General features: G+C 66.9%; 21 protein-coding genes and 1 pseudogene. 18 read left to right on the top strand and 4 right to left on the bottom strand.

Annotation, left to right across the window (positions count from 1 at the left end; genetic code table 11):
• The first annotated feature begins 154 nt into the window (after positions 1 to 154).
• The 12 genes and pseudogenes from ACSX1D_RS15205 to ACSX1D_RS15150 all read left to right on the top strand — a co-directional run bounded on the left by ACSX1D_RS15205 (position 155) and on the right by ACSX1D_RS15150 (position 13,922).
• A complete protein-coding gene (locus tag ACSX1D_RS15205; RefSeq protein WP_439859301.1) occupies positions 155 to 1,282 on the top strand; it encodes a 2OG-Fe(II) oxygenase in 1,128 nt (375 codons plus the stop codon).
• 81 nt (positions 1,283 to 1,363) lie between these two features.
• The gene (locus tag ACSX1D_RS15200; RefSeq protein ID WP_439859300.1) at positions 1,364 to 2,299 is read left to right on the top strand and encodes a LysR substrate-binding domain-containing protein; all 936 of its coding nucleotides are present in this window, start codon (positions 1,364 to 1,366) and stop codon (positions 2,297 to 2,299) included.
• 627 nt (positions 2,300 to 2,926) lie between these two features.
• Positions 2,927 to 4,117, top strand: a complete 1,191-nt coding sequence (locus tag ACSX1D_RS15195) for an aromatic ring-hydroxylating oxygenase subunit alpha (RefSeq protein WP_439859299.1) — start codon at positions 2,927 to 2,929, stop codon at positions 4,115 to 4,117.
• 10 nt (positions 4,118 to 4,127) lie between these two features.
• On the top strand, positions 4,128 to 5,573 hold the full coding sequence (locus ACSX1D_RS15190) for an aldehyde dehydrogenase family protein (protein WP_439859298.1): 1,446 nt from the start codon (positions 4,128 to 4,130) through the stop codon (positions 5,571 to 5,573).
• A gap of 5 nt (positions 5,574 to 5,578) precedes the next feature.
• Positions 5,579 to 5,743, top strand: a pseudogene (locus tag ACSX1D_RS15185) (rubredoxin); the annotation flags it as partial.
• Positions 5,732 to 6,994 carry an FAD-dependent oxidoreductase gene (locus ACSX1D_RS15180; protein ID WP_439862335.1) on the top strand — a complete coding sequence of 421 codons (1,263 nt, stop codon included), beginning with the start codon at positions 5,732 to 5,734 and terminating at the stop codon, positions 6,992 to 6,994. The pseudogene ACSX1D_RS15185 and the gene ACSX1D_RS15180, both read left to right, overlap by 12 nt.
• A 10-nt stretch (positions 6,995 to 7,004) precedes the next feature.
• The gene (locus tag ACSX1D_RS15175; RefSeq protein ID WP_439859297.1) at positions 7,005 to 8,333 is read left to right on the top strand and encodes an NAD(P)/FAD-dependent oxidoreductase; all 1,329 of its coding nucleotides are present in this window, start codon (positions 7,005 to 7,007) and stop codon (positions 8,331 to 8,333) included.
• Positions 8,330 to 8,701 carry an ethanolamine utilization protein EutQ gene (locus ACSX1D_RS15170; RefSeq protein WP_439859296.1) on the top strand — a complete coding sequence of 124 codons (372 nt, stop codon included), beginning with the start codon at positions 8,330 to 8,332 and terminating at the stop codon, positions 8,699 to 8,701. The genes ACSX1D_RS15175 and ACSX1D_RS15170 overlap by 4 nt, the downstream gene beginning before the upstream one ends.
• Positions 8,702 to 8,778: 77 nt before the next feature.
• A complete protein-coding gene (locus ACSX1D_RS15165; RefSeq protein ID WP_439859295.1) occupies positions 8,779 to 10,068 on the top strand; it encodes an MFS transporter in 1,290 nt (429 codons plus the stop codon).
• A 49-nt stretch (positions 10,069 to 10,117) separates the two neighbouring features.
• Complete coding sequence (locus ACSX1D_RS15160) at positions 10,118 to 11,365, top strand: M24 family metallopeptidase (protein WP_439859294.1); 1,248 nt, start codon at positions 10,118 to 10,120, stop codon at positions 11,363 to 11,365.
• Positions 11,366 to 11,756: 391 nt separating this feature from the next.
• The gene (locus ACSX1D_RS15155; RefSeq protein WP_439859293.1) at positions 11,757 to 13,301 is read left to right on the top strand and encodes a BCCT family transporter; all 1,545 of its coding nucleotides are present in this window, start codon (positions 11,757 to 11,759) and stop codon (positions 13,299 to 13,301) included.
• A 57-nt stretch (positions 13,302 to 13,358) separates the two neighbouring features.
• A complete protein-coding gene (locus ACSX1D_RS15150; protein WP_439859292.1) occupies positions 13,359 to 13,922 on the top strand; it encodes a hypothetical protein in 564 nt (187 codons plus the stop codon).
• A gap of 69 nt (positions 13,923 to 13,991) precedes the next feature.
• On the opposite strand, the gene ACSX1D_RS15145 is transcribed toward ACSX1D_RS15150, so the two are convergent.
• On the bottom strand, positions 13,992 to 14,312 hold the full coding sequence (locus tag ACSX1D_RS15145) for a hypothetical protein (protein ID WP_439859291.1): 321 nt from the start codon (positions 14,310 to 14,312) through the stop codon (positions 13,992 to 13,994).
• 221 nt (positions 14,313 to 14,533) lie between these two features.
• Between ACSX1D_RS15145 and ACSX1D_RS15140 the strand changes: the two genes are divergently transcribed.
• Positions 14,534 to 16,168, top strand: a complete 1,635-nt coding sequence (locus ACSX1D_RS15140) for a BCCT family transporter (protein WP_439859290.1) — start codon at positions 14,534 to 14,536, stop codon at positions 16,166 to 16,168.
• An 84-nt stretch (positions 16,169 to 16,252) separates the two neighbouring features.
• Here the strand turns inward: ACSX1D_RS15140 and ACSX1D_RS15135 are convergent, their stop codons facing one another.
• The gene (locus ACSX1D_RS15135; protein ID WP_439859289.1) at positions 16,253 to 17,131 is read right to left on the bottom strand and encodes a LysR substrate-binding domain-containing protein; all 879 of its coding nucleotides are present in this window, start codon (positions 17,129 to 17,131) and stop codon (positions 16,253 to 16,255) included.
• A gap of 136 nt (positions 17,132 to 17,267) precedes the next feature.
• On the opposite strand from ACSX1D_RS15135, the gene ACSX1D_RS15130 reads away from it, so the two are divergent.
• Positions 17,268 to 17,906, top strand: a complete 639-nt coding sequence (locus ACSX1D_RS15130) for an FMN-dependent NADH-azoreductase (protein ID WP_439859288.1) — start codon at positions 17,268 to 17,270, stop codon at positions 17,904 to 17,906.
• 84 nt (positions 17,907 to 17,990) lie between these two features.
• On the opposite strand, the gene ACSX1D_RS15125 is transcribed toward ACSX1D_RS15130, so the two are convergent.
• Positions 17,991 to 18,644 carry a peroxiredoxin gene (locus tag ACSX1D_RS15125; RefSeq protein ID WP_439859287.1) on the bottom strand — a complete coding sequence of 218 codons (654 nt, stop codon included), beginning with the start codon at positions 18,642 to 18,644 and terminating at the stop codon, positions 17,991 to 17,993.
• A 219-nt stretch (positions 18,645 to 18,863) separates the two neighbouring features.
• Between ACSX1D_RS15125 and ACSX1D_RS15120 the strand changes: the two genes are divergently transcribed.
• A complete protein-coding gene (locus tag ACSX1D_RS15120; RefSeq protein WP_439859286.1) occupies positions 18,864 to 19,082 on the top strand; it encodes a VF530 family DNA-binding protein in 219 nt (72 codons plus the stop codon).
• A gap of 11 nt (positions 19,083 to 19,093) precedes the next feature.
• Here the strand turns inward: ACSX1D_RS15120 and ACSX1D_RS15115 are convergent, their stop codons facing one another.
• Entirely contained in the window at positions 19,094 to 22,201 is a 3,108-nt protein-coding gene (locus tag ACSX1D_RS15115) for a transglycosylase domain-containing protein (RefSeq protein ID WP_439859285.1), read from the bottom strand.
• Positions 22,202 to 22,350: 149 nt separating this feature from the next.
• On the opposite strand from ACSX1D_RS15115, the gene ACSX1D_RS15110 reads away from it, so the two are divergent.
• The 3 genes from ACSX1D_RS15110 (at position 22,351) to ACSX1D_RS15100 (ending at position 24,276) form a co-directional block, all read left to right on the top strand.
• Entirely contained in the window at positions 22,351 to 23,034 is a 684-nt protein-coding gene (locus tag ACSX1D_RS15110) for a class I SAM-dependent methyltransferase (protein WP_439859284.1), read from the top strand.
• Between the two features lie 120 nt (positions 23,035 to 23,154).
• Positions 23,155 to 23,364 (top strand): hypothetical protein, encoded by a 210-nt coding sequence (locus ACSX1D_RS15105; RefSeq protein ID WP_439859283.1) that lies wholly within the window; start codon positions 23,155 to 23,157, stop codon positions 23,362 to 23,364.
• 90 nt (positions 23,365 to 23,454) lie between these two features.
• Complete coding sequence (locus tag ACSX1D_RS15100) at positions 23,455 to 24,276, top strand: aldo/keto reductase (protein ID WP_439859282.1); 822 nt, start codon at positions 23,455 to 23,457, stop codon at positions 24,274 to 24,276.
• The last annotated feature ends 5 nt before the right edge of the window (positions 24,277 to 24,281 follow it).

Here is a 24,281-nt window from a genome sequence, read left to right as displayed (position 1 = left end):
GCGCCCGGCCCCGCTGCGGCGAGTCGGGCGGGGAGGAAAGATCGATACTCCGGGCCTGCCGGTAGCCGGCAAGAGCGCGGCGCGCAGCTATTCTCTTGGGTATCCCGTGGCTGATCGTCAGGCGGCCTGCCGCCATCTGAAGGAGGCGTAGCCGATGAGTGGCGCATTCCCTGTCTTTGGCGAGCCCGCCCCCTGGTTCACCTGCCGCACCGATACCCGTGAGCGCTTCGTCTTCGATACCGTGGCCGGGCGCTATATCGTGCTGTGCTTCTACGGTTCGGCGGCCGAGCCCCTGAGTGCCCAGGTGCTGAAGTTGTTGTTCGCCCAGCGCCAGCGCTTCGACGATGACAACCTGGCGTTCTTCGGCGTCTCGGTCGACCCCGATGACGAGCGCCTGGGGCGAGTCGGCTCGTCGTTGCCGGGGATTCGTTTCTTCTGGGATTTCGAGCGCAGCGTCAGCACCCTGTACGGCGCCGTGCAGGCGGACGGCGGCCACCGGCGCATCACCTACGTGCTCGACCCGCTGCTGCGGGTGCTCGCCGTGCTGCCGTTGGCCGGCGACGCCGAGGCCCACATCCGCGAACTGCAGGCCGTGCTGGATCGCTTGCCGCCGGTGGGGCCGGCCTATCCGGCGACCGTGCAGGCGCCGGTACTGGTGCTGCCGCGGGTGTTCGAGCCCAAGCTGTGCCGGGCGCTGATCGACTACTACCAGGCCCAGGGTGGCGAGCCGTCCGGCTTCATGCAGGACCGGGACGGCAAGACCGTGATGGTGCTCGGCCAGGATCACAAGAGCCGGCGCGACTGTACCCTGGAGGACGAGGTGCTGCGCCTGGCGTGCCAGCGGCGCATCCACGACCGGCTGGTGCCGCAGATCCACAGGGCCTTCCAGTTCCAGGTCACGCGCATGGAGCGCTACCTGATCGGCTGCTACGACGCCGGCGAGCAGGGGCACTTCCGCCCGCACCGCGACAACACCACCAAGGGCACCGCGCACCGGCGTTTCGCCGTTTCGCTGTTCCTCAACACCGGCGAGTACGAGGGCGGCCAGCTGCGCTTCCCGGAGTTCGGGCCGGCCCTCTATTCGGCGCCGCCCGGCGGTGCCGTGGTGTTCTCCTGCAGCTTGCTGCACGAGGCCACCGAGGTCACCCGCGGGCAGCGCTACATGTTCCTGCCGTTCCTCTATGACGAGCCGGCGCGGCAGGTGCGCGAGCAGAACCTGGCGTTCCTCGAGGCCGGCCCCGAGGCGCCGGCCGGGCAAGACGCGGCAGGGCAGGCCGGCTGACCCGCCGCGGCGCTGGGCTTGCAGGGAACCAGGCTCTACACTGCCGCGATAAAACCAAAACACCAGCGTGACCTTGCCTGCATGAAAATCCAGCCCCTGCCCCCGCTCAACAGCCTGGTGGCGTTCGAGGCGGCCGCGCGCCACCTGAGCTTCACCCTCGCCGCACAAGAACTCAACGTCACCCAGGGGGCGATCAGCCGCCAGGTCCGCCTGCTCGAGGACTACCTGGGCAAGACCCTGTTCGAGCGCACCACCCGGGCGATCCACCTGACCCCCACGGGCGGCCAGTACTACGAGACGGTGCGCGAGTCGCTGCAGCAACTGGCCCATGCCACCGGCCAGATCCGCCACTGGCATGGCGCGCAGCAGGTCACCGTGGTCACCAGCACGGCGATGGCCTCGTTGTGGCTGCTGCCCAAGGTCGCCGAGTTCCAGCGCGACAACGAAGAGATCGACCTGCGCATCATCGCCTACGACCACGTCAAGGACTTCTCCCGCCTGGACTGTGACCTGGCCCTGTACTACTGCCGCACCCCGCCGAAGGACATGCAGGTGACCCCGCTGTTCTCCGAGGAGGTGTTTCCGGTGTGCAGCCCGGGCTACCTGGCCAAGCAGCCGGACCTCAAGGAACTTCAGCAACTGGCCGGCTGCACCTGGCTCTGGCTGGAAGACCCGCAGCGCGACTGGATCGGCTGGGGCGAGTGGTTCCAGCGCCTCGGCCAGCCGATGCCCAAGCCGCGGCACCGGATCAATATCAACAGTTACTCGATGCTGATCCAGACCGCGCTCAGCGGCCAGGGCATCGCCCTGGCCTGGTCGAACCTGATCGACAATCACCTGCAGACCGGCGCCCTGGTGCGGCCCATCGACGACGCCCTGCATACCGATGCGCAGTTCTGCCTGCTCGAGCCCCTGGGGCGCGGTGCCAGCCGGCAGAGCGTCAAGCGCTTTCGCGCCTGGTTGATGCAGCAGGTGGCGCAGATGCCGGACGGCGAAAGGGCCCTGGCGGGCGCCTGATTCCCGGCTGAAACGGACACTGCCGCGGGCTTGTGGCCTGCGGCAGTGGTGCGTGAAGCGCGCCAGTGGTCATCTGGCGCCGGCTTCTGTGCCGGCCGTTCGCGCCGGTGGCGCGAGGAGAGCGGCCCCGCCCGGGGTTGTCACTGGCGCGCTGCCTGAGCCATCCCGGGAACTTCTTCAAGGACACCATCGCGCCACGGGTACTGGGCGGGACGGCGGCGCCTGGCCGACGCCCGGGGCGTGGCGCAGGCGCTGCTGCAGGATCGGGACACCGATCGACTTCGGCGCGTCGTCGAACGCCCAGGGTGCAGCTTCGGCCGAGGCGGCCTGGAGTCGCCGTGGAGGCGATCCTTGCAGGGCGCCAAATTGCGCGTTTCGCGCCTCTTGGACAAACCACTTATGGTCATGCATTGATGAACTTTAAGCATGGCTGCAACCCCAATTTCCCAGCATTAACGCCGAGCATATGGGGTCGATGTGTTTTTGCATTAATGATTAAAAATCACTAATTGCCCTGGAAAAATCGTTTGTCGAGAACTCCCCTGTTTCCCGAAACTCGCCGGCAACGGAGCCGGGCCAGCGCGCCTGCCGACCATCCATCTCAGAGCCCAGCAGGGGAGAACAACAATGAGCAACGCCACCTCTCAGCAGATTCCGGTACATCAGCTGGAAACCGTACTCGCGCCGATCCACGAGGCCACCGGCCTGTCCAACGAGTTCTACACCGACCAGAAGCTGTTCGAGTTGGAGCGCGACCAGATCATGGGCAAGACCTGGGCCTGCGTCGGCTTCGCCAGCGATCTGAGCCAGAACGGCTCGGTCAAGCCGGTCGACTTCATGGGTCTGCCGCTGCTGCTGATGCGCAACCGCGAGGGCCTGGTGCAGGTGTTCCACAACGTCTGCAGCCACCGCGGCATGAAGCTGGTGGAGGAGGAGGGCACCGTGCAGGGGGTGATCCGCTGCCCCTACCACTCCTGGACCTACGACCTCAACGGCGGCCTCAAGGGCACCCCCCACGTCGGCGGCATCGACAAGCACAAGGACGAACGCTTCGCCTGCGAGAAGCACGGCCTGAAGGCGATCCGCAGCGCGATCTGGATGGACATGGTGTTCGTCAACCTGTCCGGCGACGCGCAGCCGCTGGAGGAGATGCTGGCGCCGCTGACCGCGCGCTGGAGCCAGTTCCTCGGTGAGGACGGCATGGGCCTGATGCGCCGCCGCCCGCACATGGACGCCACCACCCTGGACATCAAGTGCAATTGGAAGCTGGCGGTGGAGAACTACTGCGAGGCCTATCACCTGCCCTGGGTGCACCCGAGCCTGAACACCTACTCGCGCCTGGAAGACCACTACAACATCCTGTTCGATGAGCAGTTCGCCGGCCAGGGCAGCTACGCCTACAACCTCTCCGATGTGGCTGGCACCCACCTGCCGCAGTTCCCCAGCTGGCCCCAGGATCGCCTGCGCAACGCCGAGTATGTGGCCTTCTTCCCCAACGTGCTGCTGGGCATCCAGGCCGACCACGCCTTCGCCATGCAGCTGGAACCGGTCGCGCCGGGTCGCACCATCGAGCACCTGCGTCTGTTCTACGTCGGCGAAGAGGCCCTGGGCGACGAGTACGCCGCCTGCCGCAACGCCATCCTGGAATCCTGGAAGGTGGTGTTCGCCGAGGACATCGCCTCGGTCGAAGGCATGCAGAAGGGCCGTCACTCGCCCGGCTATGGCGGCGGCGCCTTCTCCCCGGAGATGGACATCCCCACCCACTACTTCCACCAGTGGGCCGCGCGCAAGCTGCTGGCCGTCGCCCAGACCGCCTGAGGAGGCCACCATGTACCCGATTGCCGAGCATTGGCTGAACTATATCGACGGGCAGTGGTGTGACAGCGAGTCGCGCCTGACCGTGAACAACCCCGGCACCGCCGAGCCGGTGGCGAGCATCGCCCAGGCCTCGGTCGCCGACGCCGAGCGCGCCCTGGTTGCCGCACGGCGCTGCGCCGACAGCTGCGAGCTGACCCGCGCCCGCCCGGCGCAACGGGTGACCTGGCTGCTGCGCATCGCCGAGGAGATCCGCGCGGTGGCCGAGGAGGGCGCCTGGGTGCTGTGCCAGGAGAATGGCAAGAGCCTGAATGACGCCCGCGACGAGTTCATCGAGGCGGCGCGTTACTTCGAGTACTACGCCGGCATGGCCGACAAGATCGAGGGTACCTCGATCCCCCTGGGCGACGGCTACATGGACTTCACCGTCTACGACCCCATGGGCGTGTCGGCGCAGATCGTGCCGTGGAACTTCCCGGTGTCGATCTGCGCCCGCTCCCTGGCCCCGGCCCTGGCCGCCGGCAACGCGGTGGTGATCAAGTCGCCGGAGCTGTCGCCGCTGGGGATGTGCGTGCTGATCCGCGCCATCGCCAAGGCCGGTCTGCCCAGCGGCGCGGTCAACCTGATCTGCGGCCGCGGCCGCGAGGTCGGCACGCACCTGGTGGGCAGTGCCAAGGTCGACCAGATCGTCTTCACCGGCTCGGTGCCGACCGGCCAGACCATCCTGCGTGACGCCGCCGCCCACGCCATCCCCAGCGTCATGGAGCTGGGCGGCAAGTCGGCGGCCATCGCCTTCGCCGACGCCGACCGCCAGCAGCTGCTGGCCAGCGTCAAGGGCGGCATCTTCTTCAATGCCGGCCAGGTCTGCTCGGCCATGTCGCGCCTGCTGGTGCAGCGCGAGATCTACGAGGAGGTGGTCCAGGACGTGGTCGCGTTGGCCGAGGGCCTGAGCGTCGGCCTCGGCCAGGACAACCCGGACCTGACCCCGGTGATCAGCGCCGGCCAGCTGGCCGGCATCGAGGAGCTGTGCCGCCGCGCCCTGGCTGAGGGATCGGTGCTGGCCACCGGCGGCGAGCGCTTCGGCGACCGTGCCGGGCACTTCATGCGCCCGACCGTGTTCCGCGACGTCAGCCCGCAGATGTGTATCGCCCAGGAAGAGGTGTTCGGCCCGGTGCTGGCGATCATCCCCTTCGACAGCGAGGAAGAGGCCCTGGCGATTGCCAACGGCACCGAGTTCGGCCTGGTGGCCGGGGTCTTCACCCAGGACATCAGCCGCGCCATGCGCTGCGCCCGGCGCCTGAAGGCCGGCCAGGTGTTCGTCAACGAGTGGTATGCCGGCGGCATCGAGACGCCGTTCGGCGGTGTCGGCCTCTCCGGCTTCGGCCGCGAGAAGGGCCAGGAAGCGCTGTACAGCTACGTGCGCACCAAGAACGTCGCCATTCGCGTGGCGGGGGAGTAAGCGAGATGTTCAAGACCTGGCTCTGTGTGGTCTGCGGCCTGATCTACGACGAGGCCCTGGGTTGGCCGGATGACGGCATCAAGGCCGGCACCCGCTGGGAAGACGTGCCGGCGGACTGGAAGTGCCCCGAGTGCAAAGTCGGCAAGGAAGATTTCGAGATGCTCGACATCAGCCCGGTGGTCGCCGCGGCCTCGGCCGCCGCCAGCGCGCCGCTGCCGGTGCCGCCGCAGCCGCTTAAGGCAGCGGTTCAGGCCTCGGCCGAGCCGCGCCAGCCGATCGTCATCATCGGCAGCGGTTATGCCGGTTATGGCCTGGCCCAGGCCCTGCGCCGCGCCGACCCCCAGGTCGAGATCCGCGTGCTGACCCGCGAGTCCGGTCACCTCTACTCCAAGCCGGCGCTGTCCATCGGTCTGGCCCAGGGCAAGAGCGCCGAGGCTCTGGCCGGCGAGTCGGCCCTGGCCATCGAGAAGCGCCTGAAGATCCGCGTCTATACCCATTGCGAGGTCGAGCGCATCGACCCCGTGGCCCGGCGCCTGCACACCAACATCGGCGAGATGGAGTACGGCCAGCTGGTGCTGGCCAGCGGCGCGGCGCCGATCCGCCTGCCGATCGAGGGCGACAGCGCGGCGCTGCTCAGCGTCAACAACCTGCACGACTACCGGAGCTTCCGCGAGCGCCTGGTCGGCGTGCGCCGGGTGGCGATCCTCGGCGACGGCCTGATCGGCTGCGAGTTCGCCAACGACCTGGCCGCGAGTGGGTTTGAAGTCAGCGTTATCGGCCTCGGCCAGTGGCCGATGGAGCGCCTGCTGCCGGTCGAGGCCGGCCGCCAGTTGCAGACCGCCCTGGCTGAGCTGGGCGTGCGCTGGCACCTGCAGAACACCGTGCAGCGCATCGACTCGGCCGAGCAGGGTTATCGCCTGACCCTCGCCGATGGCCAAAACCTGCAAGCCGATCTGCTGCTGTCCGCCGTCGGCCTGCGCCCCAACCTGAGTCTCGCCGAAAGCGCCGGGCTCGCGGTGGCCCGCGGCATCCAGGTGGACGCCCAGCTGCAGTGCTCGCAGCCGGGGATCTACGCCCTCGGCGACTGCATCGAGATCGACGGCCAGCTGCTGCCGTACCTGGCGCCGATCAACCAGGGCATCGCCGCCCTGAGCAAGACCCTGCTCGGCACGCCGACTGCGGTCAGCTACCCGCTGATGCCGGTGACGGTGAAGACCCCGGCCGCGCCGCTGTGCCTGCTGCCGCCGGCCGTCGGGGTGGCCGGCGAATGGCGCTGCACGGCCACCGACGACGGCCTCAGCGCCGGTTATTACGATGCCGAGGGGGCGCTGCACGGCTTCGTCCTGCTCGGTCGCCAAGCACAATTGCAGCGCAACAGCTGGCTGCAGTCCTGTCAGAACGCGCAACGGGCCGTGGCCTGAGGGCAGTAGCATGAAAAACACCATCAAGTTGCCCTACGACGACGCCAGCTGCGGCTGGTATGCGGCGCTGCCCGAGCAGCCGCCCTGCACCCGCCTGCAGGGCGAGCAGCGCGCCGACTACACGGTGATCGGCGCCGGCTTCGCCGGTCTGGCCGCCGCGCGGCGCCTGGCCGAGCACCATCCCGAGGCGCGCATCCTGCTGGTCGACGCCCAGCGCGTGGCTTATGGCGCCTCCGGGCGCAACTCCGGCTTCGTTATCGACCTGCCGCACAAGTTCGCCCTGGAGCACCCGGACCCGGCGCACAAGCAACGCCTGCTGGCGCTCAATCGCGCCGCCATCGCCCAGTTGCAGGGGCTGATCCAGAGCCACAAGATCGACTGCCAGTGGTCGCATGCCGGCAAGTACCAGGGCGCGGTGGGCCCGCGTGGCCTGGCCTACCTCGATCACTTCGAGAAGCTGATGAGCGACCTCGGCGAGCCGTTCCACCGGGTCGAGCGTGCCGAGTTGGCCAAGGTGCTGGGCACCGGCCACTACAGCGGGGCGATCTACACCCCCGGTTGCTACCTGATGCAGCCGGCGGCGCTGGTCACCGGCCTCGGGCGTTCGCTGCCGGGCAACGTCGAGCTGCTGGAGGAGTCGCCGATCCAGCGTCTGCAGCGTGACGGTCAGGGCGGCTGGGTTCTGCACGGCAATAACGGCCGCATCCGCACCCCGCAGCTGTTGCTCGGCACCAGCATCTTCACCCAGGAGTTCGGCTACCTGCGCAACCGCCTGCTGCCGGTGATGACCTTCGCCAGCTGGACCCGGCCGCTGACCGACAGCGAACTGCAGGTGTATGGCGGCCAGCTCGACTGGGGCCTGACCCCGGCCGACCACGCCGGCACCACGGTGCGCATGACCCAGGATCGCCGCCTGATCATTCGCAACACCTACAAGCACGTGCCCAAGTACGGTCAGAGCACCAGCGATGCGATGCGCGAGTCGGTGCGCAGCGATCATCGCAAGGCCTTCCTGGCGCGCTTCCCGCAACTGGCCAACGTGCCGTTCAGCCACACCTGGGGTGGCGTTTATGCCATCTCGCGCAACTTCACCAACTTCTTCGGCGAGCTGGAGCAGGGCGTCTACGCCTCGGCCTGCGACAACGGCGTCGGCGCGGCCTGGGGCACCATCTCCGGCACCCTGCTGGCGGATCTGGCGGTGGGTGCGGATTCGGCGCAGTTGCGCGACATCCAGGCGGTCACCGGCATGCCGTCGTTGAACCCGCCGGAACCCTTCCTCGGCCTCGGCGTGCGTTCGCGCATCCGCCTGGCGGCCTGGAACAGTCGGAGCGAGCTATGAGTCAGGTCGTTTCTGGCAAAGGCCCGGTGCTGCTGGTCGATCATCATGACCTGGAGTTCATCCCCCGTGGCGGCCCACCCGGCGCCGCCTTTGTCGCCCGCGCCATCAGCAACGAAGTGTCGCCGACTATCGGTATCGGCTTCGCCCGCTGGGAGGGCGCCGAGGTCAACTGGACCCTGCTGTATGACGAGGTGATCTTCGTCATCGAAGGCTGTTTCGAACTGCAGGCCAACGATGAGCTGTACCGGGTCAAGCCGGGCCAGCTGCTGTGGATTCCGGAAGGCACCGAGCTGGTCTATGGCGGTCATGCGCTGTTCGGTTACGTGGTGCATCCAGGCGATTGGAAGCAACGTCACGGTTTGGCCTGAGCCTTCGTCCTGGTCTCGCCGCCGCATTCCCCTAACCGGGAGCGGCGGCTTGCTTCATTCTGGCCAAGGAGCCACGCATGCTCGGACTGACTAAGACCTTCGGCGCCCTGTACCTGGCCAGTCTGTTGATGCAGCTGGGCTCGACCCTGCTGATGACCTACCTGGCGCTGCGCCTGAGTGCCGACGGGGTGGCCGAGTTCTGGGGTGGCGCGCTGATGGCCGCCAACGCCCTGGGCATGGTGGCCGGCGGCAAGGTCGGGCGGGTGCTGATCCAGCGGGTCGGGCATATCCGCACCTATGTTGCCTGTGGCGGGGTGATTTCCGCCGCCGTATTGGCCCACGAATTCAGCAGTGCCTTGCCGCTTTGGCTATTTCTGCGCGCATTGGTCGGCCTGGCGATGATGTGCCAGTTGATGGTGCTGGAAAGCTGGCTCAACGACCGCGCCCGCAGCGACCAGCGCGGCAAGGTGTTGGGCATCTACATGGTGGCGATATACGTCGGCATGGTGCTCGGCCAACTGGCCCTGAGCTGGAAGGGCGATCTGGGCATCCACGCGCTGCTCGGCGTGGCCATGGCCTTTGCCCTGTGCCTGGTGCCGGTGGCCCTGACTCGCAGCATGCACCCGGCGGCGCTGCAGCCGGCGCCGGTGGATATCAGGCTGTTTATCCGGCGGGTGCCGCAGTCGCTGGTCACCGTGCTGATGGCCGGAATGATCTACAGCGCCTTCTTCGGCCTGGCGGCCATCTATGCCAGTCGCCAGGGCCTGGATACCACCGAGGTCGGCCAGTTCATGGCGATGATCATCGGCGCCGGACTGCTCGCCCAGCTGCCCCTCGGTTGGCTGTCCGATCGCTTGCCGCGGGCCAGTCTGATCCGTGGCGTGGCGGTGCTGCTGGTCCTCGCCTGCCTGCCGCTGGGTTTCTCTCAGCAACCGTCCTTCGGCGTCCTGCTGCTGGTTGGCGCCTGCATCGGTTTTCTGCAGTTCTGCCTGTATCCGCTGGGCGTGGCCCTGGCCAACGACAATATCGAAGCCGAACTGCGCGTGTCCCTGGCCGGCCTGTTGCTGGTGACCTACGGCGTCGGCGCCGCTATCGGCCCGTTGCTGGCCGGCGCACTGATGGAGCACTTCGGTGCATCCAGCCTGTATCTGTTCTCTGCCGCCTGCGCCGCACTGCTTGCCCTGGCAGTCGGGCAGGGCAAAGTCAGCGGCGCGCACCTGCAGGAGGACGCACCGTTGCACCACCAGGCCACCCCGGTCTGCCTGGCTAGCGCCACCCTGGCGGCCGCGGTGGAGCCCGCCGAGCTGGCCGCCTGGGCGCCGAGCCCAGTCGAGCCGCTGGGGCCGTGCGAGCCGGGGAAAGGTTGAAGCCATGCCCCTTCTTTGTGCCTGAACTCACTCAAGTGGAAATCCAGTCATGTTCGACAGCAAGAATAAGTACCTGGCCGATGAGGCCGCCGCCCAGCCGCTGCGCAACCCGGTGAGCGTCGAGACCCACAAGGCGGCGCGCGGCTACCGTCTGCAGCGGGTCCGCCAGCAACTGCTCAAGCAGGACTGCGCGGCCATCCTGCTGTACGACCCGGTGAACATCCGCTATGCCACCGACACCTCGAACATGCAGGTGTGGACGCTGCACAACTTCGCCCGCTATGCCCTGGTGTTCGCCGATGGGCCGGTGGTGCTGTTCGAGTTCCACAACTGCGAACACCTGCACGAGGGTAACGAGCTGCTCGACGAGATCCGTCCGGCGATCAACTGGAGCTACTTCGGTGCCGGCTCGCGCATCGGCGAGAAGGCCGTGGCCTGGGCCGACGACATCCGCGCGGTGCTGCGCCGGCATGCCGGCGACAAGGCGCGTCTGGCAGTGGACAAGGCCGATCTGGAGGGGCTGGACCTGCTGCGCGAGCACGGCCTGACCCTGGTCGAGGGCCACAGCCTGATGGAGGAGGCGCGCAAGGTTAAGTCGGCCGAGGAGCTGGAGCTGATGCGCTGGACCATCGCCGTGTGCGAGCGCGGCATCCAGCGCATGCACGACGAACTGGGTCCCGGCATGACCGAGAACCAGCTGTGGGCCTGGCTGCATTACGAGAACATCCGCCATGGCGGCGAGTGGATCGAGACCCGCCTGCTGGCCTCCGGGCCGCGGACCAACCCCTGGATGCAGGAGTCCAGCGACCGGGTCATGCAGGAAGGCGAAATCATCTGCTTCGACACCGACCTGATCGGCCCCTATGGCTACTGCGCCGACATCTCCCGGGCCTGGACGGTCGGCCACGTCGCCCCCACGGCCGAGCAGCGCAAACTCTACCGCCTGGCCCATGAGCAGGTGCAGCACAACATGAGCCTGCTGCGCCCGGGCCTGAGCCACCGCGAGTTCGTCGAGCGTTCCTGGGACATCCCCGCGGCCTATCACCACAACCGCTACTGCTGCGTGGTGCACGGCGTCGGCCTGGCCGACGAGTACCCGGCCCTGGCGCACAAGGGCGCCGACTGGGCCAGCGCCGGCTACGACGGGGTGTTCGAGGAGAACATGGTGCTCTGCGTGGAGAGCTATATCGGCGAGCAGGGTGGCGCCGAGGGCATCAAGCTGGAGCAGCAGGTGCTGATCACCGCCGATGGCTGCCAGGCCCTTTCGCGTTTCCCCTGGCAGGACGACTGGCTGTAACCATCCAGAGGCGGGCGAATAACTCAGCAAAATTCATGGACTGTCGGTGCTCTGCGCAGGCCTTCGAAGTCGCCTCCGAGTCGTTCGCGCATAGCCCGATGTCGCCCTCGAAACCGCAAAAATAACTATTGTTTATCAATTGCTTGCGTAACTAGTGTGCGGCGCGGAAAAGTCCGTGCGGCGACGCCGCGGAGCTGCCTGTGGCTTCCTTTATTGATGACTAATAATCATCAATTGGCCAGATAAAATGGCTTGTCGCGCCGCCGCCCCTGTCTGACCATCGACCACCCGCCCACAGCCTGCCGCGCCTGCCGGCTTCGCCCGCAGCGCTGTCGGCCGTGGATGATTTCGAGACTACAAAAACAATAGCGAGGCCCCTTGCATGAGAGACATGGTCGCTGAGAGTTCGGCACCCCGGGATTTCAACATCCGCCTGATGGGACTGAACTTCCATCGCATCATCTTCCCCACGTCGTTGCTGATCGTCCTGGCCCTGGTGCTCAGCGCACTCAACGATCCCCCGGCCTTCGGCCAAGCCCTGGAGGGGGTCAAGGGCTGGATCCTCAGCAACTGCGACGGGTTCATCATGATCACCGGCAACCTGGCCGTGCTGTTCTGCGCCGGCCTGGCCCTGTCGCCGTTCGGCAGGATCCGCCTGGGCGGCCAAAACGCCAAGCCGGAGTTCGGCCTGCTGTCCTGGTTCTCCATGCTGTTCGCCGCCGGCATGGGCGTCGGCCTGCTGTACTGGGGCGTGGCCGAACCGGTCGCGCAATACACCGAGTGGTGGAAGACCCCGCTCAACGTGCCCAAAGAGACCCCCGAGGCGCTGCATGCGGCCATGGGCTCGACCATCTTCCACTGGGGCTTTCACCCCTGGGCGATCTACCTGACCAGTGCGCTGGTGGTGGGCTTCTTCGCCTATAACAAGGGCCTGCCGTTCTCCCTCAGCTCCGGCCTGCAGCCGCTGATCGGCAAGGCGCACAAGGGCCTGCCCGGGCAGATGGTGGACAGCTTCACCGTGGTGCTGACGGTATTCGGCCTGGCCACCTCCCTGGGCCTGGGCGCCATGCAGGCCACCGCCGGCATCTCCCACGTGCTGGGGCTGGCCAACTCCTTCGCCCTGCAGCTGCTGTTCATCCTGCTGGTCACCGGCTTGGCCGGCTTTTCCCTGTGGCGCGGGATGGATGCCGGGGTCAAGTTGCTGAGCAACATCAACATGCTATTGGCCCTGGGACTGTTCGTCCTGGTGGTGGTAGGGATCGGCGTGCTGAGCTTCTTCTCCGGGGTGCTCGACACCACGGTCGACTTCGTCACCTTCTTCCTGCCCCTGAGCAACTGGATCGATCGTCCGGACCGCGACTGGTTCCAGGGTTGGACGGTGTTCTACTGGGCCTGGTGGTGCACCTGGGGCCCACTGGTTGGGGTGTTCGTCGCTCGCGTCTCCCGTGGCCGCACCCTGCGCCAGATGGTCGGCGTGGTGATGGTGGTGCCGACCCTGGTGGCCATTCTCTGGTTCAGTGCCTTCGGCGGCGGCGCCATCGCCCAGGTGATCGACGGCACGGGGGCACTGGCGGTGGGGTTGGCGGACGTCAACATGGCGATCTTCCAGTTCCTCGAGGGGCTGCCGCTGGCCGGCATCGGCTCGCTGCTGGTGGTGATCCTGCTGATCATCTTCATGGTCACCTCCATGGACTCCGGCGCCCTGGTGGTCGACAACCTGGCGGCCGGCGGCGACCCCGACACCGCGCCGGTGCAGCGGGTGCTGTGGCTGGTGATGATCGCCCTGGTCACCATCACCCTGTTCGTGGTCGGCGGCGACACCGCGCTCAAGGGCATCCAGGCGGGCGCCGTGGCCATGGGACTGCCGTTCATGGCGTTGATGCTGTTGCTGATGGTCGGCCTGCTTAAGGCCTTGGCCAGCGAGCCGCGGCCCTGAGTGTAAAGCTGTCGATTCCGACGCGTATTCACGGCCCGTGGGCCCGAGGTATGAAAGATGACTGCTGACAGCTACAGGTTGGAACACTTCATCGCCGACCTGCGCCGGATCGCCGCCGCTGCGCCGGACGAGACGAGTCTGCTGGACGAAATCGGCCCGCTGGCCCAGCGCGTGGTGCGGGCCCGCGATTGGCTGAGGGCCGATATGTACCAGGCCGATGCGGAGCTGGGCTTCGGCACCACCCAGTTGCACGTCGAGCCCGACCAGTCGCTGTTCGTGGTGGTCGACAGCTGGCTGCCCGGTCGTGGGGTGCGTCCCCACGACCACGATACCTGGGCCGTGGTGGTCGGGGTCGAGGGCGTCGAGCACAACAGGTTCTGGCGGCGCCTGGACGACGCCAGACGCCCCGGTTACGCGGAGCTCGAATGCACCGGTGGGCAGCACATCGCCGCGGGCGAGGTGCTGCTCATGCCCAGCGGCAGCATCCACAGCGTGACCAACGAAACGGCGCATACCAGCCTGTCGTTTCATGTCTATGGTCGCCATCTCAACCATACCCGGCGGCGCCAGTTCGACCCGGAGGGCAATCGCGAACTGCCATTTCTGATCAGCCCTCGTTGACAGGGGCGGTCAGGTTAGAGCGGTGGACCGGCGAAGGCGGCGTTGCGCCTCTGGTCGGTAGAGTCGGAGTCAATGCGGCGAATGGCGCAATTGGATCGCTGCGCGACGCGGATAGAACGGTCGTGGACTTTGCCCGACCCTATAGTCAGCCGCGAAGTTGTGGCCCTTCTGTTTTGAAGTCAAAGTTTGCTGGCTGTCGTGATAATACTTCCGGTTCCCCTGGAAGTTGTCTTGCCTGTCAACTTGTGCTGTTTTAAGTATGTAATAAGTCCCTGTGCGGATGCTGTGTTTAGTTGCCCTTTTAATGGGGCGGCTCGACAGCCTGTGCGCGGATCGTGCGTGTCGGAAGATGCCGTATTCGGCTTCGAGAAGGCGGATGGAATGGCTCATGGCCGGCAACCTTGGTGGGTGCCGGGTGGGGCTGGGTGGTCGTGAATTAGTGATCAAAACTCATTAATTCATGGTGGAAAAATCATTTGTAAGAAACCGGATGCCGGCGAATTATTGGGCAGTCGAAAGTGCGTGGAGGCGTGCGCGAAAAGTTTCTAGTCGACTCAATTCGAGTCGCTCGTACATCAGGCATATCAAACTATAACAATGGAGAAGCTGATATGAGCAGTTCCAGCGGTATGTTCCGTGGCGTCGATGCCCGGATTACCCTCGTATCGACAGCAATAATCGTGGCGTTTGTCGCCTTCTGTGCGGTGATGGGCGAACAGGCCGGCACAATATTCGGCGAGCTTTCGACCAATATTCTGTTGAACTTCAAGTGGTTCTACCTGGCCATGGCCTCCGGCATCCTGGTCTACTTGCTGTACCTGATGGTCAGTCGTTTCGGCAATGTCACCCTCGGCAAGGATGGCGAGAAACCCGAGTTCAGCACCGTGTCCTGGCTGTCCATGCTGTTCAGCGCCGGCATGGGCATCGGCCTGCTGTTCTGGTCGGTGGCCGAGCCCATGTGGCACTACGCCGGTAACCCCTTCAGCGCCACCACCCTGAGTGCGGAAGCCGCCGAGACGGCGATGCGCGTGACCTATTTCCACTGGGGCATGCACGCCTGGGCCCTGTACCTGATGCCGGCGCTGTGCCTGGCCTATTTCTCCTTCCGCAAGGGCAAGCCGCTGTCGATTCGCGCCACCCTCACCCCGCTGTTCGGCGAGGCGCGCATGAATGGCTGGCTGGGCGCCATCTTCGACATCCTCATCGTGGTGGTCACCGCGTTCGGCATCGCCACCTCATTCGGCCTCGGTGTCGAGCAACTGGCCACCGGGATCAAGACCCTGACCGGTATCGACATGGGAATCGGCATGAAGATGCTGCTGATCCTCGGCATCTCCCTGGTTGCCATCATGTCGGTAGTGTCCGGGGTGAATCGCGGCATCAAGCTGCTGTCGCTGTGGAACATGGGCCTGTCGCTGGTGATCCTGGCGGCGGTCATGGCCTTCGGTCCGACCCGTTACATCCTCAACACCATCCTCGAAGGCACCTCCGGCTACGCCCAGAGCGTGATCGGCATGAGCCTGTGGAGCGACGCGCAGAACGATGCCGGCTGGCAGAACTGGTGGACCGCCTTCTACTGGGCCTGGTGGCTGACCTGGGCGCCCTTCGTCGGCACCTTCATCGCGCGCATCTCCCGTGGCCGCACCATCCGCCAGCTGGTGATGGGCTCGCTGGTCATCCCGGTGCTGTTCAGCTTCGTCTGGATCGGTACCTTCGGCGGCGCGGCCCTGAACTACGAGAAGGTCGATCGCATCGCCCATCAGGAGCAGGTGGCGAGCCAGGCACTGACCGGCGAAGAAGCCAAGTTCGAGGGCGGTGCCATCCTGGTGGCGACCAAGGCCGATGCCACCAACTCGCTGTTCACCCTGTTCGACAAGATCGAGCAGTCCTCTGGCATGAGCATTGGTGGCCTGCTCGGCGCCCTGGCCTCGCTGCTGATCGTCACCTACTTCGTCACTTCGGCCGACTCCGGCACCCTGGTGGTGAGTACCCTGGCGGCACGCGGTAGCCTCAACCCACCGGCGGCCAGCCGGGTGGCCTGGGGGTTGATGGTCGGTGCCATCGCTGCCGGTCTGCTGTGGTCCGGCGGTCTGAAGAGCGTGCAGACCGCGGCCATCTGTGCGGCCCTGCCGATCGGGGTGATCCTGGTGCTGATGGCCATGGCCCTGCACCGAACCCTGTTGGCCGAGCCGATACGCAGCCTGCAACTGCGCGCCGACGACGATCTCGAGCCTTCGGCTGGCTGACAGCGCGAGCAGTCAGCAGCGACCAAGCCCGTCACCGAGAGGTGGCGGGCTTTTGTTTTATGGGGCCGGCGTATCGCCTCGGCGTCAGCCGGCTTCCTCGGCGAGCCAGTCGAAGAATGCCCTGACCGGCGGGTGGCGTTCGCGTCCCGGCACGCACAATGCGCTGTAGCCGGCGCCGGGTACGCCGATCTCGGCGCGGTAGGGGCGCAGCAGGCCGCTGGCCAGGCTCTGGGAGACCAGGATCGAACTGGCCAGTACCAGGCCCTGACCGGCGATGGCGGCCTGTAGGGCGAAGTGTTCGTCGTCGTACTCGCGGATCGCCGCCTTGCTCAGCCAGTCTTCTCCGGCCTGCGCGCACCAGGCCTCCCAGCCTTGGGCATAGAGCATGGAGTTGTGCCACTGCACGCTGATCAGCGATGGCGTCTGGCGCGTGGCGCGCTCCACCTGCTCCGGGGCGCCATAGACCGCGAAGTGCTCCTCGAACAGACGGCGGCCGTGGAGGCTGCCGTCGGCTTCGAAGCCGTAACGGATGGCCAGGTCGATGCTGGCATCCTGATGCAGGTCGACGACCGTACAGCTGGTATCCAGGCGCATCCTGATATGCGGCTGCGCCGCGTAGAAACGGCCGAGCCTGGGCACCAGCCAGAGCGCGGCGAAAGCCGGCGTGGTGGAGACCGTCAGCTGGCTGGCGCTGAGCTGCGGGCGCAGGCTGTCGACGCTCTGCGCCACCTCCAGCAGGGCGCCATGCAGGCTGCGGAACAGGCGCTCGCCGCCATCGGTCAGGCGCACCTGGCGCGGCAGGCGTTCGAACAGCGGCATGCCCAACCAGGTTTCCAGGCCGCGGATCTGATGGGAGATCGCCGTAGGCGTCACCGCCAGTTCGTTGGCTGCGGCCTTGAAGCTCTGCTGGCGTGCCGCGGATTCGAAGGCACGCAAGGCGTTGAGGGGCAGGGATGCGAACATGCGGGCTCCATAGATGAATTCATCTCATGCCAGGTGACGACTGCTCATTTGTCCGAGAGGCGCTGGGTGAATAGCTTTGCTCGGTAACAGCAAGCCGCAAAGGCTAGCTGATCTTGTTGAGGGAGACGACCGATAGATGAGCAGAGTTCTTGCAGTGCACGGCAGTCCACGAGGCGAACGTTCCCAGACGCGGCGCCTGACGGAGATATTTCTCGAGGCCTGGCTGGCCGCGCATCCGGGCGCCGAGCTGACCCGCCGCGAAGTGGGGCGGGCGCCCATGCCCCATGTCGGCGAGCCGTTCGTGGCGGCCGCCTTCTATCCACAACCGGCGGCGCGCCCGCTGTACATGCAGGCTGACCTGGCCTTGAGCGATGCGCTGGTGGATGAGTTGCACGGCCACGAGCTGCTGGTGATCTCCGCGCCCATGTACAACTTCAGCATTCCCAGCGGGCTCAAGGCCTGGATCGATCATGTGGTGCGCATCGGCCGCACCTTCGATGTCATCCAGGACAACGGCGTCGCCCAGTACCAGCCGTTGCTGCACGGCAAGCGCGCGCTGATCGTCACCAGCCGCGGTGGCTATGGCTTCGGTCCCGATGGTGCCAATGCCGCCTTCAACCATGCAGATACCTTGCTGCGCACGGCACTCGGCTTTATCGGCATCGAGGATGTCAGGGTGGTGGCGGCGGAGGGCGAGGAGTCAGACAGCCAGGCCTACCAGGCGTCCTGCGCGGCGGCCGAGCGGGAACTGCGCGAGTTGGCCATGAGGCTCTGATGGGGCCGGGAGGCGGCGCAATGGCCGGTGCTGTTGGATGCCTGGGCCAGCAACCGGGGGCGGTTCGGCCCCCGGCCGGGTCGGTCACTTCGGCTGGGCCACCACGCGCAGGTAGGGCTTGAGGGTCTTGAAGCCGTCCGGGTACTTGCGCTGGGCTTCCTCGTCGGACACCGAGGTGGGGATGATCACGTCCTCGCCCGGCTTCCAGTTCACCGGGGTGGCTACCGTGTGCTTGGCGTTGAGTTGCAGCGAGTCGAGCAGGCGCAGCACCTCGTCGAAGTTGCGTCCGGCGCTCATCGGGTAGACCAGCATGGCCTTGACCTTCTTGTCCGGGCCGATGATGAACACCGAGCGTACGGTGGCGTTGTCCATCGCGGTGCGCGCCCCGCCGCTGGCATTGGGGTGCATCATGTCGTAGAGCTTGGCGACCTTGAGGTCTTCGTCACCGATCATCGGGTAGTTGACCGCGTGGCCCTGGGTCTCCTGGATATCCGCGGCCCAGGCCTTGTGGTTGCTCACCGGGTCGACGCTGAGGCCGAGGATCTTGGTGTTGCGCTTGTCGAACTCCGGCTTGAGCTTGGCCATGTAGCCCAGTTCGGTGGTGCACACCGGGGTGAAGTCCTTGGGGTGGGAGAACAGAATGGCCCAGCTGTCGCCGATCCACTCGTGAAAATGCAGGGGGCCTTCGGTGCTGGATGCGGTGAAGTCCGGTGCTTCGTCACCAATACGAATAGTCATGCTCAACCTCCTTGCGGCTACTGTTGCGGGCGGGCCCGCACGCCTGTGCCGGGCCGATGGCAGCAAGCAGTATAGTCCTCGTCCGCAGTCCCGGCCGGGCGTAGGGCAGGTGGCCGCACGGGCGCCTGGCGAAGCCAGATGGTCGTCATGCCTTCCTTGGCGGCGGGCGCTCGGCTAAGGTGCGGGCCATTCCCTTTCCACCCTCAAGATCAGGTCCCCATGAGCTCAACTCCGAACAATCCACTGCATGGCGTCACCCTGGAAACCATGCTGACCGACCTGGTGGCGAAGCTGGGCTGGGACGGCCTGGCCAAGCGCATCGATATCCGCTGCTTCAAGAGCGATCCGAGCATCAAGTCGAGCCTGACCTTCCTGCGGCGCACGCCCTGGGCGCGGGAGAAGGTCGAGGCGCTCTACCTGCAGCAGCGCAAGGCCTGAGCGCGGCCGAGCTAGCGCCAGCTGGCCCGCACCGGCGCCAGTGGCGTCTGGCACTGGGTGCTGGTGCCCGGCACCAAGTAGGGCGCGAGGATCGGCGCCATGCCCTTGAGCACCTGCACCGGCAGGGCCGAGGTGAAGGTGAACTTCTCAGCGGCGCGCCCCGGCACGAAGGCGGTGAGGGTGCCGTAGTGGCGTGGCCCGAGGAAGAAGACGAAGGTGGCGGTGCGGTTCATCGCCCGTGAACTGAGCACCTGGCCGCCACGGCCGACGGTCTCGACCCGGTTGTCGCCGGTGCCGGTCTTGCCGCCGAGGGTCAGCTCGCGGCCGTCCGGCAGGCTGAAACTGCCCTGCAGGCGCCGCGCCGTGCCGCCTTCGACCACCTGGGAAAGGGCGTTGCGCAGGGCCGCGGCGACTTCCGAGGGCATCACCCGCTGGGCGGCCAGTTGCGCGTGGCCGACCCGGGTTTCGTAGGGGGTGTCGGCGGCGAAGTGCAGGCTGTCGATGCGCATGGTCGGCTGGCGGATGCCGTCGTTGAGGATGATGCCCATCAGTTCGGCCAGGGCCGCCGGGCGATCGCCGGAGCTGCCGATGGCGCTGGCCAGGGACGGCACCAGGTACTCGAACGGATAGCCGTGCTTCTGCCAACGCCGATGGATGTCGAGGAAGGCCTCGACCTCCAGCATGATGCGGATGCGGCTGTCGCGCGCACTCTTGTGGCGGCTGCGGAACAGCCAGCCGTAGACCTCCTGGCGCTGGTCGCGACTGGCCAGCACGGCGTCGTTGAATGTCGCCTGGGGCCGTTCCAGCAGGTAGCCGAGCAGCCACAGCTCCAGCGGGTGGACGCGGGCGATATAGCCCTGGTCGGGCAGGCTGTAGGCGCCCGGGCCGTAGCTCAGGTAGAGCTCGGCGATGCGCTTGTCGGTGAGCTTGTCCTCCGGCAGGTGGCTGCGCAGGAAGGCGCTGAAGGTATCCTCGTCGGCCTGCGGCATCAGGTAGCGGTGCACCGCGGCCAGGCGCGCCGGGGTGTGGCGCAGGCCGCTGAGGAAGGTTTCCAGGCGCTGCTGGGCCGGCTGGCCCTGGTACTTGCGCCAGAAGCGCAGGAGAAAGGTCTTGCCTTCGCGGTCGGCGAAGCGGCTGAGGTAGACCTGGCGCCGCGGGTCCTTGTCGTCCTTGAGCAGTTCCGCGCTGTTGCCCGGCGCCTGGTAGGTGCTGTAGCGCACCAGGTCACGCATCAGGCGGATGAACGGCAGGTTGATCGACTCGCGCAGGGCGTCGCGCAGCGGCGGGATGCGGCCGTTGTCCTCCTTGCGGAAGTTGGCGAAGGTGTGCAGGCCGCCGCCGGTGAAGAAGCGCTCGTAGGGGCTGGCGGAGTACTTGCGCTCCAGGGCGGCGTCGAGCATGGCCGGCAGGCCGGCGTCCGGGGTACGGCTCAGGTAGTCGATGGCCCAGCGGGTCAGGTAGTCCTGATCGGCGACCTCCACGCCGCGCAGCTGCTTGGCGTCCTGCCCCGCGTAGCGCTGGTGCAGCTCGGCGATGATCTCGAGATAGGTGGCCAGCACGCGCAGCTTGGCGGTGGAGCCGAGTTCCAGCTTGCTGCCCTCGTTGATGTCGAACGGCTGATCGGTGCTGTCGGTCTGCACCCGCACCCGGCTGCCGCTGGGGGTGCGCTCGAACAGGGTGAAGCTGTAGCGCACCTCGGTGGTCTTCTCGGCGGACAGCAGGCGCTCGCCGAACAGGCCGATCTGCTCGGCGAACTCCGGGTCGGCCAGGCGCCGCAAGTAGGCGCTGGCGGCCTGCTGCAACTCGTCGTTGAGCGTGGCGCTGGCGTGCAGGTCGAGGCGGTCGAGGTCGTACAGGGGCATATTCAGCAGGCCCGACAGGCGCGAGCGGGCGACGGTGATGCCCTTGTTGCCATCCACCGTCTGCAGGTTCGGCTGCAGCTCCCAGTTGCGGTAGCGCAGCGTCTGGGCCAGGGCGGCATCGCGCAGGGACTGGTCGATCAGCCCGCCGCCGGCCAGCAGGCGGATATGGCTGTCGATCAGCGCGGCGAGCGGGTGCCGGCCCTGGGCCAGGTAATAGGACGGGCGGCGTTGCGCGATCATCAGCGCCAGCACCTGGCGCAGGGCCATGCCGCGCTGCGCGTTGCTGGCCTCAGGCGAGCGCGCCGGGTCGAGCAGGCGGTTGACCTCGGCAAAATCGGCGCCGTACCAGATGCGCAGGCCGTCGGCCAGGCCGTGGACCTCGCCGTGCCCCGGGGCGGCGGACAGCGGCACGCTGTTGAGGTAGTCACGCACGATGTTTTCCCGCGCCTGCTGGGTCTGTGCACCGCCCTGGTAGGCGCGCACGCTGGCGGACACCATCTGCCGCAGCTTCTCGCCGGCCGACTGGGTCAGGCCGTGGGGTGAGTGCCGGTATTTTTCCAGCTGGGTGGCCAGGGTGCTGCCGCCGGCCGACTGGTCCTGCACGTCCAGCACCTTGCCGAGCTGGGACCAGGCCGCCATGGCGAAGCGCGGCCAGTCCACCGCCGGGTTGGCCAGCGGCTGTTTGTCGTCGAGCAGGTGACGGTTCTCGATGAACAGCAGGCTGCTCACCACCAGTGGGGGAATGGCGGCGAAGCTCGGGTAGTGCTGCCGCGGGTAGCGGAACTGGTAGAACGGCGTACCGCGGCAGTCGCTGATGCTCAGGCCGGTCTGGGGCTTCTCGGTGAAGGGCGGGAAGAAACCGCGCCGGCTGTAGTCGAGCAGCGCGGGGGAGAAGCGCGCCTGCTCGAGAATGGCAAAGTCGCGCTGTTCCAAGCGCTCGAGCATCAGCGGCAGGTAGGCGTAGCCCTGACGCTTGTCGAAGGGGCCGTCCTGTGGGTAGACGATCGCCGGGCTCGGCCCCGGCTCGACGCGGTAGGTCAGGCTGCTGGCGTACTCGCTAAGGTAGCGCGCCTGGAAGTGCGCGGTGCGCAGCTCGAAGCGCGCCAGCAGGATGGCGCCGAGCAACAGCAGCCCCAGCAGCAGCCAGCAGGTCACCCGCACCAGGCGTCTAGGCCCGGATGGTTTGCGATTAATCCTCTGTAGGCTGCTCGATGGAAGGGCAGCCTGCTGTGTGCCGGATTGCCATAATGCACCCATAATTTGCTCGGCCCTGATCAATGCCCCCTAGGGTTTAGACAAGCTTAGTCGGTGGCTGCTGGGCAGAGGCCGGCGTGAGGGGCCCGGATGCGAAAAAAACATGGGCTACGGCCTGGATCTTCTCGATGAAACAGCAGCGGAGGCGGGGGATGCAGCACGATCAACGGGAACAGCTCGGCCTCAGCTGGCAGGCCAATGCCGATGCCTGGGCGGCGGCGGTGCGTGAGGGGCGTATCGAGAGCCGTCGGCTGGTCACCGATGCGGCGATCCTGCAGGCGATCCTGGCCCTGGCACCGGTGCGGGTACTGGACGTTGGCTGTGGCGAGGGCTGGCTGTGCCGCGGCCTGGCCGAGCGCGGCATCGAGTCGGTGGGCGTGGACGCCTCGGCGCCGCTCATCGATCTGGCCAAGGCCGCCGGTGGAGCAGGTGCCCGCTACCGGGTCTGTGGATACGCCGAGCTGGCCAGTCAGGCGGCGGAGTTGGGTCGCTTCGATGTGCTGGTGTGCAACTTCGCCCTGCTCGAGGAACCGCTGGCGCCGGTCCTGCAGGCCTTGCACCGGCTGCTGGCCCCGGGTGGTCACCTGCTGATCCAGACCCTGCACCCCTGGCGCGCCAGCCAGGATGCGGCCTATCGCGATGGCTGGCGGGTGGAGACCTTCGCCGGCTGCGGCGAGGGGTTCCAGGCACCGATGCCCTGGTTCTTTCGCACCCTGGAGTCCTGGCTGGGCCTGCTCGGCGGGACCGGCTGGCGCCTGCAGTGGCTGCAGGAGCCCCTGCACCCGCAGAGCGAGCAGCCGGTGTCGCTGTTGCTGCTGCTCAGTGCCGAGGCTTAGGGGCGTTGCCCGCAAGACCTTGGGGCATGTGCGGCAAGCAGTCCACCGGCGACGGCGCGATGGCCATGATCCTCGGGGCGAGGCGGATTAGACTGGCGTCTCACTGACAGGGAACTCGATATGAAACAGGCGTTATTGAGCGTGGATGTGCAGGCGGGACTGTTCCTCGCCGATCCGCTGCCGCTCCAGGCCGAGGCGGTGCTGGAGCGGATCAACGACCTGGCCGGGCGGGCGCGAGCCGCGGCGGTGCCGGTGTTGTCACCAAGGCTCGGCCGGTATTCTAGGCCGAGCAGATCATCGCGCAGCACAATTGGCGGCTGGCTCAGCTGATCCAGCCGTATCGGCCGGTACTGGTGTTGTCGGCGCAGCAGGTGCAGTTCTTCGGTTGAGCGTTCGCGTTGTCGATAGGCGGGAGGCGCAATGCGTAAGGTATGTCTGGCGGGTCAGCAGGTGTCGGTGATCGGCCAGGGCACCTGGCACATGGGCGAGGACCCCGGCGCGCGGCGCCGTGAGGTGGCCGCCTTGCAGCAGGGCATCGAGCGCGGCCTGCGGCTGATCGACACGGCCGAGATGTACGGCGAGGGCGGTGCCGAGAGGGTGGTCGGCGAGGCCATCGGTGGGCGCCGCGAGCAGGTGTATCTGGTCAGCAAGGTCTATCCGCACAACGCCAGCCGCCAGGGCGCCATCGCGGCCTGCGAGCGCAGCCTGAAGCGCCTGAAGTGCGAGCAGATCGACCTCTACCTGTTGCACTGGCGGGGTCAGTATCCCCTGGCGGAAACCGTCGAGGCCTTCGAGCGGCTGCGCGAGCAGGGCAAGGTCGCGGCCTGGGGCGTGTCGAACTTCGACCTGGACGATCTGCAGGAACTGGCCGAGCCGGTCTGCGCGACCAATCAGGTGCTGTACAACCCCGAGGCGCGGGGCATCGAGTTCGACCTGCTGCCCTGGCAGCAGGGGCAGGGCATGCCGCTGATGGCCTACTGCCCGCTCGGCCAGGGCGGCGCGTTGCTGCGTCATCCGGCGCTGCGCCGGGTGGCCGAGGCCCATGGCGTCACGCCGGCCCAGGTCGCCCTGGCCTGGGCCTTGCGCCAGGACGGGGTGATCGTCATTCCCAAGGCGGTCGAGCCGGCGCATGTGCGCCTGAACGCCGAAGCCGCCAGCCTGCGCCTGTCCGCCGAGGACCTGGCGCAGATCGACGCGGCCTATCCGCCGCCGCGGCGCAAAAGCTATTTGCAGATGGTTTGAGCAGT

The organism is Pseudomonas sp. MBLB4136 (genome assembly GCF_051904765.1).
Classification (GTDB): Bacteria; Pseudomonadota; Gammaproteobacteria; order Pseudomonadales; family Pseudomonadaceae; genus Aquipseudomonas.
This window is presented reverse-complemented; position numbering and strand designations above follow the sequence as displayed.